The sequence below is a fragment of the Luteimonas composti genome, from assembly GCF_042678665.1.
Taxonomy (GTDB): domain Bacteria; phylum Pseudomonadota; class Gammaproteobacteria; order Xanthomonadales; family Xanthomonadaceae; genus Luteimonas; species Luteimonas composti.
On record NZ_JBHTKU010000002.1, the window covers coordinates 206,759 to 221,826 of the forward strand.

Consider the following 15,068-nt stretch of genomic DNA (forward strand, 5'->3'; position numbering starts at 1 on the left):
CCGTCGCCCGGCGCCGCGGACTCAGCCGCGATTGCCGCGCGGCACGGAGGCCGCGGCCACCTGGGCATCGGCCTGCGAGGGCTGGGCCGGGACGGTCGCGTAGATCACTTCCTCGACGTCGCGGATCCGCGCCAGCGCCGGTGCGGTCTGCTGGCGGAACTGGGCCAGCGCGGTGCCGGTCAGCGGCTCCGGCGGCGGCATGGTGTGCTGCAGCGGGTTGCGGTGCACGCCGTTGACGCGGAATTCGTAGTGCAGGTGCGGCCCGGTCGACAGGCCGGTCGAGCCGACGTAGCCGATGACCTGGCCCTGCGAGACGCGCTCGCCGCGGCGCAGCCGCGCGGTGCGCGACATGTGCGCGTACAGCGTGGTGTGGCCCTTGCCGTGGTCGAGCACGACGGTGTTGCCGTAGCCGCCCTGCCAGCCGGCCGAGACCACGCGCGCGTCGCCGGCGGCCATGATCGGGGTACCCGAGCGCGCGGCATAGTCCACGCCCTTGTGCATGCGCGAGGTGCCCAGCACCGGATGGCGGCGGGTGCCGAAACGCGAACTCAGGCGCGCGTACTGGATCGGGCTGCGGATGAAGCTCTTCTTCAGCGGCCGGCCTTCGGCGGTGAAGTACTCGCCCTTGCCGTCGCGCTCGAAGCGCACCGCGGTGAACGGCTTGCCCTTGGCGGTGAACACCGCCGCGGTCACCGGGCCGCTGCGGATCAGCTCGCCCTCGCGCCAGGTCTGCTCGACCACCACGCTGAAGCGGTCGCCGGAGGTGACGTCGCGGTCGAAGTCGATGTCGTACTTGAATACCTCGTCGGTCAGCGTGTTGATCACCGACGGGCTGAGGCCCAGCTTGCGCGCCGAATGGAACAGCGACTTGCCGACCTTGCCGCTGATCACCGCGGTGCGGACCTCGACCGGGCGCTCGATCACCTTCTCCACGACCTGGTCGCCGGCCAGCGACAGTTCCACGCGCTGGGTGTCGTTGCGGTCGTAGCGGAAAGCGACCAGGCGGCCGTCGGCGGCCTGGTCGAAGCCGAGTTCGGCGCCGGGACGCAGGCGGGTCAGCGCCTGGCGGTCGCTGCTCGATTCCAGCAGGCGATGCAGGGTGGCGGCCGGGATGCCGCGCGATTCGAAGATGGCGCCGAGGGTCTGGCCCTTCTCCACCTTGGCCAGGTCCCAGGCCCGCTGCTGCGCGGCCTGCGCGCGCGGCGTGGCCGACAGCGGCGGCAGCGGCAGCGACAGGGTGGTCAGCTGCGGGCCTTCGCCACCGGTGCGCATGGCGTTGGAAAAGCCCGGCACCATGCCGATGACCAGGGCGCCGAGGGTGGCGAACAGGCTGGCGTGGGCCCAGTCGCGCCGGGTCCAGCGGCCGTTGAACGGAAAACGCGCCGCCGCGTCGCGCGGATCGGCGTAGCGTGCCTCGTTGGCGGTGTTTTCCGCGGCGGCCCGCAGGTTCTGTTCCCGGATCGCCTGATGCTGGACGTCATCCGGAGACATCTGGGGCGGCTGCGTCATGGCGGTGTCCAAAGGGCGTGACGGGCGCGTCAGCGCGGTACGATAAGCACATGAAATCCGAGCGTCAAACCCTTGTCCGTGAAGGATTTTCAGGACGTTACGTGGTTTTACGCAAATTTAATGGTTTCTTTTGACCGGAGTCACAATCCCGGTCCCGCTCCCCGGACAATCCGCCCCATGCCCCCGATCCAGACCGATTCCGCCGCCCTCGACCTCCTAGCCCGCGGTGCCGACGAGATCCTCAAGCGCGAGGACCTGGCCGCCCGCCTGGCGCTGGGGCGCCCGCTGCGGGTCAAGGCGGGCTTCGACCCGACCGCGCCCGACCTGCACCTGGGCCACACGGTCCTGCTCAACAAGATGCGGCAGTTCCAGGATCTCGGGCACCAGGTGGTGTTCCTGATCGGCGACTTCACCGGGATGATCGGCGACCCCACCGGCAAGAACGTCACCCGCAAGCCCCTCTCGCGCGAGGACGTGCTGGACAACGCCCGCACCTACGAGGCGCAGGTGTTCAAGGTGCTCGACCGCGAGCGCACCGAGGTGCGTTTCAACAGCGAGTGGTTCGGCAAGATGGGCGCGGCCGACATGATCCGCCTCGCCGGCCAGCACACCGTGGCGCGCATGCTCGAGCGCGACGACTTCGCCAAGCGCTATGCGGCGCAGCAGCCGATCGCGATCCACGAGTTCCTCTACCCGCTGGTGCAGGGCTACGACTCGGTGGCGCTGCAGGCCGACGTCGAGCTGGGCGGCACCGACCAGAAGTTCAACCTGCTGATGGGCCGGGGCCTGCAGGAAGCGCACGGCCAGGCGCCGCAGGTGGTGCTGACCATGCCGCTGCTGGAGGGGCTGGACGGCGTCAACAAGATGAGCAAGTCGCTGGGCAACTACATCGGCATCGCCGAGCCGGCGATCGACATCGTCAACAAGACGATGAAGATCGGCGACGCGCTGATGTGGAAGTGGATCGAGCTGTTGAGCTTCGAGATCTCGATCGACGAGGCGCGCGCGCTGCGCGCCGAGGTCGAGGCCGGACTCAATCCGCGCGACGTCAAGCTGCGCCTGGCGCGCGAGCTGGCCACCCGCTTCCACGATGCGGCCGCGGCCGAGACCGCGATCGCCGGCTGGCATGCGGCGGTGACCGGCCAGGGCGATACCTCGCTGCTGCCGCTGCAGGACGTGGCGGTGCCGGCCGAGGGCCTGCGCATCGCCGCGCTGCTGACCGCCGCCGGGATCACCCCGTCCAACTCCGAGGCCAACCGCAAGCTCAGGGAGCGCGCGGTCAAGGTGGACGGCGACGTGATCGAGGACGCCGGTCGGGTGTTCGCCCCGGGTTTCGAGGGCGTGCTGCAGGTGGGCAAGCGCAACTTCGCGCGGGTGCGCCTGGTCGCCGGCTGACGACGGCGCCGGGCCGGCATGGCCGTCGCGGCGCAGGATCATCCCGGGCATCGCAACCGCTGCCGCGCTGCTGGCGTTGGCGGCGATCGCGCGCGCGGGCCTGCATTACTCCATCGCGGTGACGGCGCCGGGCCTGCGCGTGCCGGAAGCGGCGCCGCCGGCCGATCCGCAGTCGCAGCAACGCCGGGACATCAGGCGATGCGCAGCGCGGCCAGACCCAGCAGCGCCAGCACGCATCCATAGCCGCCCATCCAGACCAGGCTGCGGCCCAGCGGCTGGTCGGCCAGGTAGAGCACCCCGTGCAGCACGCGCAGCACGATGAAGGCGACCGCCAGCATGGCGATGGTGGCGTGGGCCACGCCAGCCAGCTGCGCCATCACCACCCCGGCCGCGAACGGCGCGAAGGCCTCGAAGGCGTTGAGGTGCGCCGCGTTCGCGCGCTGCACCCGGTAGTTGCCTTCCTGCTTGGCGACCCAGGCGCGCGGGTTGCGGTTGTTGTAGCCCTGGCCGCCGGACTTGGCGAGGGCGATCCAGACGTAGGGCAGCACGGCGGCGAGCAGCACGCACCAGTAGGCGGTCGCGAGGGTCATGGCGGTCTCCGGGGTCGGGTGGGGACAGGGTAGGGCAGGCGAGAGGCCGTGAGGACACGGGGCCGGCGCCGGCCCCCACCCTCGCGCGCTGCGCGCTGTCCCTCCCCCGCAGGCGGGGGAGGGGAAGAGCGTTCGCCAAGCCGGTCGTTCTGTTCCTTCCCCGCTCGCAGTCCAGGACAGGGGAACGACGCGACGCGTATGAGAGCGGCGCGCGGCCGTCCTGCTGCCTCGTCCGCTCAGGGGGAGGTTTTGGGCGACCGCGCTACGGGAACGGAAGCGTCGCGCGATCGCTCTGCTCCCTCCCCCGCTCGCGGAGGAGGGTTGGGGTGGGAGCGACGGCGCAACGCGAACGGGCGCGGCGGCGGTCGTCTGCTCCCTCCTCCGCTCGCCGAGGAGGGCTAGCAGGGGCGCAACGCGACGCAAACGGAAACGGCGCCTTGCGGCGCCGCTTCCGGTGTTGTGGGGTGCCGACGGGGGCCTTACTGGCCCGCGCGCTGCGCGTCGCGCGCTGCCTTGAAGGGGTTGCCCTCGTACCAGTTCGGCCAGGTGCTGCCGGCCGCCAGGTCCTGGCCCACCGCGTGCAGCAGGTCCAGGTCCTCGACCATGCCGTCGAAGCGCCAGCCGTCGTGGATCTCGTCGCCCGGCTGGTGGTAGCGGCGCGCGTATTCCTCGCTGGACGCGCGACCGGCCTCGCTGCCGCCTTCCACCAGGTCGCCGCCGCCCTTGGCGTACAGCGCCGGCACGCCGGCCTTGGCGAAGTTGAAGTGGTCGGAGCGGAAGTAGAAGCCGCCGGCCGGGTTGCCTTCCTCGACCAGGCTGCGCTGCTGCAAGCCGGCGTGGGTGAGCAGGATGTCTTCCAGTTCGGAGTTGCCCTTGCCGGTCACCACCACGTCGCGCGAACGCCCGGCCACGCTCATCGCGTCCAGGTTGATCACGCCCACCGTCTTCTCCAGCGGGAACGAGGGCTGGGCGACGTAGTACTTCGAGCCCAGCAGGCCCGACTCCTCCAGCGTCACCGCCAGGAACACCACCGAGCGGCGCGGCGGCTGCGCGGCGAACTTTTCCGCGATCTCGATGATGCCGCCCACGCCGGTCGCGTTGTCCACGGCGCCGTTGTAGATCGTGTCGCCCTCGCCCTCGTGCTTGCCCAGGTGGTCCCAGTGGGCCAGGTAGATCACCGTCTCTTCCGGCGCCTCGGTGCCCGGCAGGTAGCCGATCACGTTGCGCGAGGACTTCTCGGTCACGGTGCTGCGCAGGTCGAAGGACAGCTTGGCCTTGAGCGGCACCGCCTTGAAGCCGCGGCGGTTGGCGGCGGCATACATCTCCTGCAGCTCCAGGCCCGAATCGGCGAACAGCTGGCGCGCGACGTCGCCGGTGATCCAGCCCTGCGCGGGGATGCGCGGTTCCGGATCGTCCTCGGCGCGCAGGTCGAACTGCGGGCCCGACCAGGAGTTCTTGACCACGTCCCAGCCGTAGGCCGCGCCTTCGTCGTCGTGCACGATCAGCGCCGCGGCCGCGCCCTGGCGGGCGGCTTCCTCGAACTTGTAGGTCCAACGGCCGTAATAGGTCATGCGGTTGCCGTCGAACAGCGACTCGTCGTTGGCGTGGAAACCCGGGTCGTTGACCAGGATGACCACGGTCTTGCCCTTGACGTCGAGGCCGGCGTAATCGTTCCAGTCCTGCTCGGGGGCATTGACGCCGTAGCCGACGAACACCAGCTCGCTGTCCTTGACCGAGACCTCGGCCTGGCCGGTACGCGTGCCCAGCACCATCTCGGTGCCGAACTTGAGTTCGCGCGTGCTGCCGTTGCTGTCCAGGCGCAGCACGGTCGTGTCGTCGGCCGTGGTCTCGACCATCGGCACGGTCTGGAAGTAGGTGTCGTTGTCGCCGCCGGGCTTCAGGCCGATGCGCTCGTACTGCGCCTTGATGTACTCGACGGTCTTGTCCTCGCCCGCCGAACCGGGCGCACGGCCCTCGAACTCGTCCGAGGCCAGGGTGGAGACCAGCACGCGCAGGTCGTCGGCGTCGATCTCCGGCTTGAACGTGTGTTCGGCGGCCGCGCTGCTGTCGGCTGCAGGATCGGCGGCAGGCGCAGCGGGCTCGCGGCTGCACGCGGCCAGCAGCAGGCTGCCGGCGCAGGCGAGGATCAGGGGTGAACGCATTCGGTGGAACTCCCAGGAAACCGGAACCGCCGATTCTACGCCGGCCGCGACCGGCGAGGGTCCACCACCCGGGGCGACGCCCAGGCGCCTGCGGAACCGGGGGCAGTGCCGCGGGCGCGCAGGCCGGCAGCGGGTCCGCGACCGGTCGCGCCGCGCGGGGTCCTCAATCCTGCGGCGACTGCGCCGTGCTGTAGGACACCGGCGTGGCGCCGGTCACCTTGCCCACGCGCGCGGTCTCGTGCACGTACAGGGTGACCTCGCGCTTGAACACCAGGTCGCCTTCGACCACCGCGCCCGGTCCGATCACGATCTTCGGCTTGCGCTTGTTGATCTGCACCGGGAACCAGTTGGAAGAAGGCTTGTCGACATGGATCCCGCCGCGCACGTGCGAGCCGACGCCGACGGTGATGTCGCCGCTCACGGTGGCGACGCGGCCGTCCACGTCCACGTCGACCAGGCCGATCGCGCCGTTCACCGTTTCCACGTCGCCGCCGACCCGGCCGCCGGCGCCGATGAAGATGCTGCCGTTCACCGTCTCCACGCCACCGCGCACGGTGGCGCGCTCGCCGACGCGGATGCTGCCGTTGACCGTGGACAGGCTGGCCGCGCCGATGTCGTCGGCGGCGCGGATGCTGCCGTTCACCGTCTCCGCGTCCTTGACGCTGGCGCCGCCCTCGATGGTGATGCTGCCGTTCACCGTTTCCACGTCGCCGTAGGGGCGGCCCGCCTGCGCGACGATGCTGCCGTTGACCTTGCTGATCTCCTGCTGCGCCAGCGCGGGTGCGGTGCACAGCACGGCGGCCAGGGCCAGGGACAGGGAAACGCGGGTGCGTGGCATGGACGATCCTCCGGACGGGGCGCGGTTGCCGCTGCAACGGTTGCGCGGCGATGGCGTTGTCCGACAGCTTGCGCCCGCGCGGCTACAATCGCACCGGTCGAAAGTCACCGGGACTCCCGTCCGTGCCAGCCGCCCCCGCTTCCCGCTCCGCGCGCCCCAAGCCCGTCGTCCTGCTGATCCTCGATGGCTGGGGCCATCGCGACGATCCGGACGACAACGCCATCGCGCTGGCCGACGTGCCCACCTGGCGCGGCCTGCTGGCCGGGCACCCCACGACCCTGGTCCACACCGAGGGCCGCCACGTCGGCCTGCCGGACGGGCAGATGGGCAATTCCGAAGTCGGGCACATGAACATCGGCGCCGGCCGCATCGTCTACCAGGACCTGACCCGCATCGACGCGGCGATCGAGGACGGCAGCTTCTTCGACAACGCCGAACTCAACGCCGCCTGCGACGCGGTGCTGGCCAGCGGCGGCACCCTGCACCTGATGGGCCTGGTCTCGCCGGGCGGCGTGCACAGCCATGAGCGCCACCTGTTCGCGATGCTCGGCCTGGCGGCGCGGCGCGGCGTGCCGCGGGTGGCGGTGCATGCGTTCCTGGACGGGCGCGACATGCCGCCGCGCTCGGCCGAGCCCAGCCTGCACGCGCTGCACGACCGCTGCGCCGCGCTGGGCAATGCACACGTGGCCAGCGTGTCGGGCCGCTACTACGCCATGGACCGCGACAAGCGCTGGGAGCGCGTACGCCTGGCCTGGGACGCGATCGTGGACGCCCAAGGCGAGGCGCCCGATGCGCTCGCCGCGCTGCAGGCCGCCTACGCGCGGGGCGAGAACGACGAGTTCGTCAAGCCGACCGCGCTGGCCGGCGCGCAGCCGATGCGCGACGGCGACGCGATCGTGTTCATGAACTTCCGCGCCGACCGCGCGCGCCAGCTCAGCGCCGCGTTCGTCTCGCCGGGATTCGACGGCCTTGGCGCGGGGGTGCGCCGCCCGTCGCTGTCGCGCTTCGTGTGCCTGACCGAATACGACGCCAGCCTGCCGGCACCGGTGGCCTTCGCGCCGGACAACCTCGCCAACACCCTGGGCGAGGTGCTGGGCGCCAACTCGATGACCCAGCTGCGCATCGCCGAGACCGAGAAGTACGCGCACGTGACCTTCTTCCTCAGCGGCGGCCGCGAGGACCCCTATCCGGGCGAGGAGCGCATCCTGGTGCCGAGCCCGAAGGTGGCCACCTACGACCTGCAGCCGGAAATGAGCGCGCCGGAAGTGTGCGCGCGCCTGGTCGAGGCGATCGAGGCCGAGCGTTTCGACGCGATCATCTGCAATTTCGCCAATCCCGACATGGTCGGCCACACCGGCGTGCTGTCGGCGGCGATCAAGGCGGTGGAGACGGTGGATCGCGCGGTGGGGCAGATCGTGGCCGCGGTGCGCGCGAAGGGAGGCGAACTGCTGGTGACCGCCGACCACGGCAACTGCGAGATGATGCGCGACCCCGAGACCGGCGAACCGCATACTTCGCACACGGTCGGCCCGGTGGACCTGGTCTACGTGGGCAGCCGCGACGCGAGCCTGCGCCGCGGCGGCGCGCTGCGCGACCTGGCGCCGACCCTGCTCGACCTGCTCGGGCTCGACAAGCCCGCCGAGATGACCGGCGCGACCCTGCTGGTTCCCAAGGGATGATCCTGCCGGCGCGCGCGCGGCTGGCGTGGGCGGCGCTGGCGCTGCTCGCCGCCGGCCTCGCGCCGTCTCCCGAGGCAGTCGCGCAGCGCGACAGCCGCGACGCCGAGCGCCGGCTCGAGCGCGTACGCAAGGAGCTCGACGAAGTCGCGCGCGAACGGCGCCGGCTGGAAGGCGAGCGCGGCGAGGCCGCCACCCGGCTGCGTTCGGCCGACGAGCGGCTCGCGCGTTCGGCGCGCACGCTGCGCGAGACCGAGGCCGAGCTGGAGCGGCAACAGGCCGCGCTGGCCGAACTGGCCGGGCGGCGCGACGCCCTGCAGGCGCGCGTGGACGCGCAGCGCGGCGAACTGCACGCGCTGCTGCGCTCGGCCTACGCCACCGGCAGTGCCGCGCCGCTGAAACTGCTGCTGGCGCAGGACCAGGTGGCCGAGGCCGGGCGCGCGCTGACCTACCATCGCTACCTGCAGCGCCAGCGCGCCGAACGCATCGACGCGCTGGGCAAGGAGCTGTCCGAACTCGACGCGCTCGAACGCGGCATCGCCGAGCGCCAGGCCGCGCTGGAGCAGACCCGCGCGCGCCAGCGCGAGCAGCTGCAGGCGCTCGAGGGCGACCGCCGCACGCATGCGCAGGCGGTGTCGCAGCTCGATCGCCGCTACCGCGACCGCAGTTCGCGCGAACAGGCGCTGGGGCGCGACGCGAAATCGCTCGAGCGCCTGCTGGCGCGCCTGCGCGCCGCCGCGGCCCGCGCCGAGGCGGAACGCCGCGCCGCGGCCGCACGCGCGGCGCGCGAGCCGGCCGGCAGCACCGGCGCACGCCGCAGCCCCGCGCCCGCGACGTCACGGGCCGCGCCGATCCAGGTCGGCGGCCTGGGCTGGCCGCTGTCGGGCACGCTGCTGGCCGGCTACGGCGGCCGCATGCCCGACGGACGCAGCAGCAGCGGCGTGCTGATCGGCGCGCCGGTCGGCACGCGCGTGCAGGCGGTGGCCGACGGCACGGTCGTGTTCGCCGAATGGATGACCGGCTACGGCATGATCCTGATCGTCGACCACGGCAACGGCGCGATGAGCCTGTACGCCCACTGCGAAACCCTGCTGAAGGAAGCCGGGACGCCGGTCAAGCGGGGCGATCCGGTCGCCACGGTCGGCAATTCCGGCGGACAAGGCCAGCCGGCGCTGTATTTCGAGCTGCGCCGGAACGGGCAGCCGGTCAACCCGACCAGCTTCCTGCAGCGACGCTGAGCGACGCGTGCAGCCAGTCGCGCTTCACGAAACGCCGCGGCTGGCCCGCATAATCGGGTGAACCGCGCATCGCGCGGCCGCGCCGTCCCTGCCTGGAGTCCTGCATGACCCTCCGCACCTCGCTGCTGCTTCCCGTCCTGCTGCCGCTGGGGCTGGCCGCCGTGCCTGTCGCAGCGCAGGAGGCGGACGGAACGCGCACCGTGCCGGTGGCCATCGATGGCGCCGGCCAGGCCGCGCCCGCGCAGTCGCCGGCATCGCCAGCCGCAGTGGACGAGGCCAGGGACCCCGCGACGCCTGCGGAACCGCAGCCGCGGGATGGCGCGCAGGCGGCGCCATCGCCCGGCGATTCGCAGGACGGGCAGGACGCGCCGGCGCCGGCAGACCCGCCTGGCGCGCGGGAGCCGGAACAGGTGGCGCCCGGTGCAGCACCGGACGACGACGCAGTGGCCGGCCCCAGCGACGATCCGGACGCTGTCGAAAGCGCCACCACGCGGGTGCCGCTGGAGGAGATTCGCCGCTACGTGGGCCTGTTCAACGCGATCCGCGCCGGCTACGTCGATCCGGTGGACGACCGCAAGCTGATGGACGCCGCCATCCGCGGCCTGCTGCTCGACCTCGATCCGCACAGCGCCTACCTGGAAAAGAACGCGGCCCAGGCCTTCAACGAAGGCACCACCGGCGCCTACGACGGCATCGGCGTGGAGGTGCTGCAACTGCCCGACGGCAAGGTCCGCGTGATCGCGCCGATCGACGACACGCCGGCGGCCAAGGCCGGTATCCGCGCCGGCGACGTGATCGTGTCGGTGGACGGGCGCGAGCTGCGTCCGGCCGACGCCGAGGGCGCCGGCCCGCTGCGCGGGCCGCCGGGCAGCAGCCTGGTGCTGGGCGTGGTGCGCGAGGGCGAGGCGCAGCCGCTGCAGATCACCGTGCGCCGCGAGACCATCCGGGTGGCGAGCGTGCGCGGGCGCATGCTCGAGCCGGGTTATGGCTACGTGCGCATCAGCGCCTTCCAGGTCGAGACCGGCGAGGACTTCTCGCGCACTGTCGCGAAGCTGCGCGACGATGCGGGCGGCCGGCTGCGCGGCCTGGTCATCGACCTGCGCAGCAACCCGGGCGGCCTGCTGACCGCGGCCGTGCGCGTGGCCGACGACCTGCTCGACAAGGGCCGCATCGTCAGCACGCGCGGCCGCATCGACGCCAACGACACCGAGTTCAACGCCACCCCGGGCGACCTGCTCGAAGGCGCTCCGGTGGTAGTGCTGATCGACGCCGGCTCGGCCAGCGCCTCCGAGGTGCTGGCCGGCGCCCTGCACGATCATGGCCGTGCCCGCATCGTCGGCAGCCGCAGCTTCGGCAAGGGCTCGGTGCAGACCCTGCTGCCGCTGGGCAATGGCGACGCGGTCAAGCTCACCACCGCGCGCTACTACACGCCGAGCGGCCGTTCGATCCAGGCGCGCGGCATCGATCCGGATGTCGTGCTGAAGCCGGAAGGCGACGACGGCCAGGCCGCGGGGCCGCGCCAGACCGAGGCCGCGCTGCCCGGCCACCTGCGCGGCGACGAGGAGGAGGGCGCCAGCGCCGGCGATGTCCTGCCGGGCGAGGGGCCGATCCAGGCGGCGCTGGCCGAACTCAAGAAGCCCGCCGCCCCGCGCGCGGCGGCGGCAGCGAACTAGCCGCGGCGTCGGTGGGGCGTGCTCAGGGAGCCGCCAGCCGGATCCCCAGCGCGATCAGGCCCAGCCCCAGCAGCACGCTCGCGCCGACGTAGCCGCCGGCCAGCAGCCACTCCCCGCGCCGCAGCAACTGCACGGTCTCCAGGCCGAAGGCCGAGAAGGTGGTGAAGCCGCCGAGCACGCCGACGAACAGCAGCAGGCGCAGCTCCTCGTCGAGCCAGCCGGCCTGGCGTTCGGCCAGGCCGGCCAGCAGGCCGGCGCCCAGGCAGCCGGCGAGGTTCACCAGCAGGGTGCCGAGCGGGAATTTCTGCGCCGCGGGCGGCTGCATCGTCCAGGCCGACAGCAGGTAGCGCGCCAGCGAGCCGGCGGCGCCGCCGGCGGCGACGAGGGCGAGGGCGGCGGGAGTCGATGCCATGGGCTTCCGGTCGGGCGGTGGGAACGCCCCGCAGGGCCTCGCCGCAAGTATCGCCCAGGCCTGGGCGGCCTGCGGCATGCGGGTCCGGCAAGGCCGCCGGGCGTCCTAGCGCGGCTTGGCGGGCAGCGGGAAGGGGGTGACCACCTTCTCCCCCGATACGGCATCGCGGATCGCCGACTGTCCCTTCTTCTCCACTTCCTCGACCCGCAGGATGGACTGCATGGGCAGGTGCAGGGCGCGGGTGTTGCCGAACTCGTCGCGCAGGCGCTCCTCGGTGGGGTCGACCACCAGGCCCTCGTGGACGTCGAAGACCAGTTCCGCGACCTCGACGAAACCCCACAGCCGGCCGCTGTCCACGCGTCGCGCGTACAGCTCGTAGACCTTGCCATGGTTGAGGAAGGTGATCTTGTAAAGCGGCTTGGACATCGTTCGGAGGGGTGGCGGAGGGTGCGGGTGCTGTCGGCTGGAAGTGAGGGTGGCGCGCGCGCTTCGCAAGCCCGCCGGCTCAGTACCCCTTGGCCCGGCGCAGCCGCTTGGCGATGGCGCCGCGCGAGGCCATCGCGAACACGATGCCGAACGCGAAGCCGGCCGCATGCGCGGCCCAGGCCACGGCGCCGAACGCCGGGCCGATGTAGGCGAACACCACCTGCAGCGCCGCCCACACCCCGATCAGCAGCGAGGCCGGGGCGCGGACGAACTCCAGGAACAGCCCCAGCGGGACCACCACGCCCAGCCGGGCCTGCGGGAACAGCGCCAGGTAGGCGCCGATCAGGGCCGAGACCGCCCCGCTGGCGCCGATGATCAGCCGGTCGGGCGCGCCGATCACCAGCACCGCGAACAGGTTGGCCAGGCCGCCGCCCAGGAAGAACAGGGCCAGGAACCGCCACGGACCCATCACCCGTTCGGCCGGCAGGCCGAAGATCAGCAGGAACACCAGGTTGCCCAGCAGGTGCGCCCAGTCGGCGTGCAGGAACAGCGCGCTCAGCAGCCGCAGCCAGTGGCCGGCGTCCAGCCAGGGCTGCCACGGGTCGACCCCGGCCGGCCCGCCCGCCAGGGCCCCCCACTCCAGCATCAGGGCCCGCTGGCTGGCATCCGGGCGCGACACGGCCCAGACGAAGGCCCCCCACAGGGCCGCGGCCAGCAGCGGGGTGGCCCAGCGCAGCGCGGTGCGGGAGCGGGTGGGGACGGACACGAACATGCCGGCAACCATACCCGTTCAGGGACTTGCCGGCGCAAGTTCGAGCGGCCTGTCGCGTGCCGGAACGCACGTTTACCACACGGCGCAGTACGGTATAGTGCGGCGCGCGTCGTGGTCGGGAGGGAGAATTCCGGCGGCGAAGGCGGGCCCCGCCCGCGAGCCACGCGGCGCGCGGCACACCCCGTCACCGGTAAGAGAGAACCACGAATGCGCAAGCTTCCCCACGTTACCGTCCTGGCCCTCGGCATCGCCGGCGCCATGGCCTTCGCGTCCAATGTCCAGGCCGCCGGCTTCCAGCTCAAGGAAAACAGCGTCAAGTCCCAGGGCAGTTCCTTCGCGGGCACCGCCGCCAAGACCGGCGATTCCTCGGTGGTCACCAACAACCCGGCGGTGATGACCCAGTTCGAGGGCAGCACCTTCCAGATCGACGTGACCGCGATCGACCTCAACTACGAGTTCGAAGGCACGGCCACCGACGCCTTCGGCCGTCCGATGACCGGCAGCAACGGCGGCAACGCCGGCGGCGTGACCCCGGTCCCGGCGATGTCCTACATCCGCAAGCTCGACAACGGCGTCGCGCTGGGCGCGATGGTCAGCGCGCCGTTCGGCCTCAAGACCGAGTACGACGACAACTGGGTGGGCCGCTACTTCGCCCACACCTCCGACGTGCAGATCGTCGACCTCGCGCTGTCCGGCGCGATCGACATCACCGACCGCTTCTCGGTCGGCATCGGAGCGATCATCTCGCGCGCCGACGTGACCCTGTCGCGCTCGGTCGATTTCGGCACCCTGCTGTACTCCAACCCGCAGACCCGCCCGCTGCCCTTCGCGCTGCCGCAGGCGGCCGACGGCTTCGTCGAGATCCAGGGCGACGACACCAGCCTCGGCTGGCTGGTCGGCGCGCACTTCCGCCCGACCGACAGCTTCGCGCTGGGCGTGAGCTACCGGTCCGAGATCGACTACGACCTGGTCGGCACCGCCGACTGGACCGTGCCGGGCAACGTGGCGGCTGTGTTCGGCGCCAGTCCGATGACCGCGCCGCTGTTCCAGGACGGCCCGGGCGGCGCGGCGCTGACCACCCCGTCGGTCCTCCAGGTCGGCGCCCACTGGCAGGTCAACGAGCGCTTCGCGCTGTCGGCCAGCTGGGCCGAGACCGGCTGGTCGTCGCTGCGCGAAGTGCGCATCGAGTTCGACAACCCGGATCCCGACGCGGTCGAGCCTTTCGAGTGGAGCGATTCGACCTTCGTCTCGCTGGGCGCCGAGTACAAGCTCAACGACCGCTGGACCCTGCGCGGTGGCATCGCCGACGACCAGACCCCGACCAGCCTGGTGCACCGCACCCCGCGCCTGCCCGACGACGATCGCCGCTGGTACTCGATCGGCGCCACCTGGGCGGTCAGCGACGCACTGGACGTCAACTTCGCCTTCAGCCACCTGAAGCCCGACGACCCGCGCGTGGACGCCACGTCGAGCGGCAGCCGCATCGTCGGGCCGTTCGATGGCAGCGCCAACCTGTACGGCGTGTCGGCGCAGTACCGGTTCTGATCGCTGCAGACGCGTGTTGAAAAGGCCCCGCTTCGGCGGGGCTTTTTTTTGGCCTCGGGTGGGGCGTGGGCCATGACCCTCGTGGCTCCGGTGGCCCCCACCCCAGCCCTCCCCCGCGAGCGGGGGAGGGAGTTGTCCGGCGAGGCGGCGTGGTGGCGGTGTTCCTGAGCGGCCGCCCGCTGTGGCTCAACCGCGAGATCAACGCCGCCGACGCGTTCGTCGCCGCCTGGCTGCCGGGTTCGGCAGGCGGCGGCGTGGCCGACCTGCTGTTGCAGGGCGCGGACGGGAGATGCGGCCGGAGGCCGGCGGCGCGAAAGGGTAGCGGGAAGGAAGGCGACAGGAAGGAAGGCAAAAGGAAGGAAGGCGGCCGGCAGGGAGGGCGGCAGGAAGGCGACGGGAAGGAAGGCGGTCGGAAGGCAGCAGGAAAGAAGGCAGCGAGAAGGAAGGCGGTCGGAAGGCAGCAGGAAAGAAGGCAGCGAGAAGGAAGGCGGCAGGAAAGAAGGCGGCAGCTGTACGGATCGCCGCGCACCGCTCCCTCCCCCGCTTGCGGGGGAGGGCTGGGGTGGGGGCCAACGAAGACGCGGAACCGCGGCAGCTCCGTCGCTTGCCGGGCCCCGGCCCTGCATCCACGCGCAACAGCGCCGCGCAGGCCGCGGCGACCCGGTCCGGCCGCCGTAGCACCGCGGGGTTCGTGCGCGCCCCTAGCAGTGCTTCGCAAACGTATTCACTCGATCCGGCCCGCGGCAGCGCGGCGGGCGCTCATAGCTCTGCGCGACAGTACGGCGCAAACTGCGGCTATTCGGTCCGGCCCGCTGCAGCGCAGCGGGCGTTC

The 15,068-nt window shown here is 72.0% G+C and carries 12 protein-coding genes; 5 read left to right on the plus strand and 7 right to left on the minus strand.

The features are described from left to right. Window positions 1-21 precede the first annotated feature (21 nt). Window positions 22-1,509 carry a M23 family metallopeptidase gene (locus tag ACFQ2D_RS05595; protein ID WP_280943527.1) on the minus strand — a complete coding sequence of 496 codons (1,488 nt, stop codon included), beginning with the start codon at window positions 1,507-1,509 and terminating at the stop codon, window positions 22-24. 177 nt (window positions 1,510-1,686) lie between these two features. Between ACFQ2D_RS05595 and tyrS the strand changes: the two genes are divergently transcribed. Beyond that, a complete protein-coding gene (gene tyrS, locus ACFQ2D_RS05600) occupies window positions 1,687-2,904 on the plus strand; it encodes a tyrosine--tRNA ligase (RefSeq protein WP_280943526.1) in 1,218 nt (405 codons plus the stop codon). Window positions 2,905-3,095: 191 nt separating this feature from the next. On the opposite strand, the gene ACFQ2D_RS05605 is transcribed toward tyrS, so the two are convergent. From ACFQ2D_RS05605 to ACFQ2D_RS05615, 3 genes are all read right to left on the minus strand, one after another. Further along, window positions 3,096-3,494: an MAPEG family protein gene (locus ACFQ2D_RS05605; RefSeq protein ID WP_280943525.1), complete on the minus strand. Its 399-nt coding sequence runs from the start codon at window positions 3,492-3,494 to the stop codon at window positions 3,096-3,098. A gap of 479 nt (window positions 3,495-3,973) precedes the next feature. Beyond that, window positions 3,974-5,656 carry a M28 family metallopeptidase gene (locus ACFQ2D_RS05610; protein WP_280943524.1) on the minus strand — a complete coding sequence of 561 codons (1,683 nt, stop codon included), beginning with the start codon at window positions 5,654-5,656 and terminating at the stop codon, window positions 3,974-3,976. A 163-nt stretch (window positions 5,657-5,819) separates the two neighbouring features. Next, complete coding sequence (locus tag ACFQ2D_RS05615) at window positions 5,820-6,494, minus strand: hypothetical protein (RefSeq protein WP_280943523.1); 675 nt, start codon at window positions 6,492-6,494, stop codon at window positions 5,820-5,822. 122 nt (window positions 6,495-6,616) lie between these two features. Between ACFQ2D_RS05615 and gpmI the strand changes: the two genes are divergently transcribed. From gpmI to ACFQ2D_RS05630, 3 genes are all read left to right on the plus strand, one after another. Beyond that, on the plus strand, window positions 6,617-8,173 hold the full coding sequence (gpmI, locus tag ACFQ2D_RS05620) for a 2,3-bisphosphoglycerate-independent phosphoglycerate mutase (protein WP_280943522.1): 1,557 nt from the start codon (window positions 6,617-6,619) through the stop codon (window positions 8,171-8,173). Further along, window positions 8,170-9,408, plus strand: a complete 1,239-nt coding sequence (locus ACFQ2D_RS05625) for a murein hydrolase activator EnvC family protein (protein WP_386795562.1) — start codon at window positions 8,170-8,172, stop codon at window positions 9,406-9,408. The genes gpmI and ACFQ2D_RS05625 overlap by 4 nt, the downstream gene beginning before the upstream one ends. 104 nt (window positions 9,409-9,512) lie before the next feature. After that, the gene (locus tag ACFQ2D_RS05630; RefSeq protein ID WP_280943782.1) at window positions 9,513-11,081 is read left to right on the plus strand and encodes a S41 family peptidase; all 1,569 of its coding nucleotides are present in this window, start codon (window positions 9,513-9,515) and stop codon (window positions 11,079-11,081) included. Between the two features lie 22 nt (window positions 11,082-11,103). On the opposite strand, the gene crcB is transcribed toward ACFQ2D_RS05630, so the two are convergent. From crcB to ACFQ2D_RS05645, 3 genes are all read right to left on the minus strand, one after another. Further along, window positions 11,104-11,493 (minus strand): fluoride efflux transporter CrcB, encoded by a 390-nt coding sequence (gene crcB, locus ACFQ2D_RS05635; protein WP_280943783.1) that lies wholly within the window; start codon window positions 11,491-11,493, stop codon window positions 11,104-11,106. Between the two features lie 105 nt (window positions 11,494-11,598). After that, window positions 11,599-11,919: a DUF1820 family protein gene (locus tag ACFQ2D_RS05640; RefSeq protein WP_280943784.1), complete on the minus strand. Its 321-nt coding sequence runs from the start codon at window positions 11,917-11,919 to the stop codon at window positions 11,599-11,601. Window positions 11,920-11,998: 79 nt separating this feature from the next. Continuing rightward, window positions 11,999-12,691 carry a rhomboid family intramembrane serine protease gene (locus ACFQ2D_RS05645; RefSeq protein WP_280943785.1) on the minus strand — a complete coding sequence of 231 codons (693 nt, stop codon included), beginning with the start codon at window positions 12,689-12,691 and terminating at the stop codon, window positions 11,999-12,001. A gap of 207 nt (window positions 12,692-12,898) precedes the next feature. Between ACFQ2D_RS05645 and ACFQ2D_RS05650 the strand changes: the two genes are divergently transcribed. Beyond that, window positions 12,899-14,236, plus strand: a complete 1,338-nt coding sequence (locus ACFQ2D_RS05650) for an OmpP1/FadL family transporter (RefSeq protein WP_280943786.1) — start codon at window positions 12,899-12,901, stop codon at window positions 14,234-14,236. The last annotated feature ends 832 nt before the right edge of the window (window positions 14,237-15,068 follow it).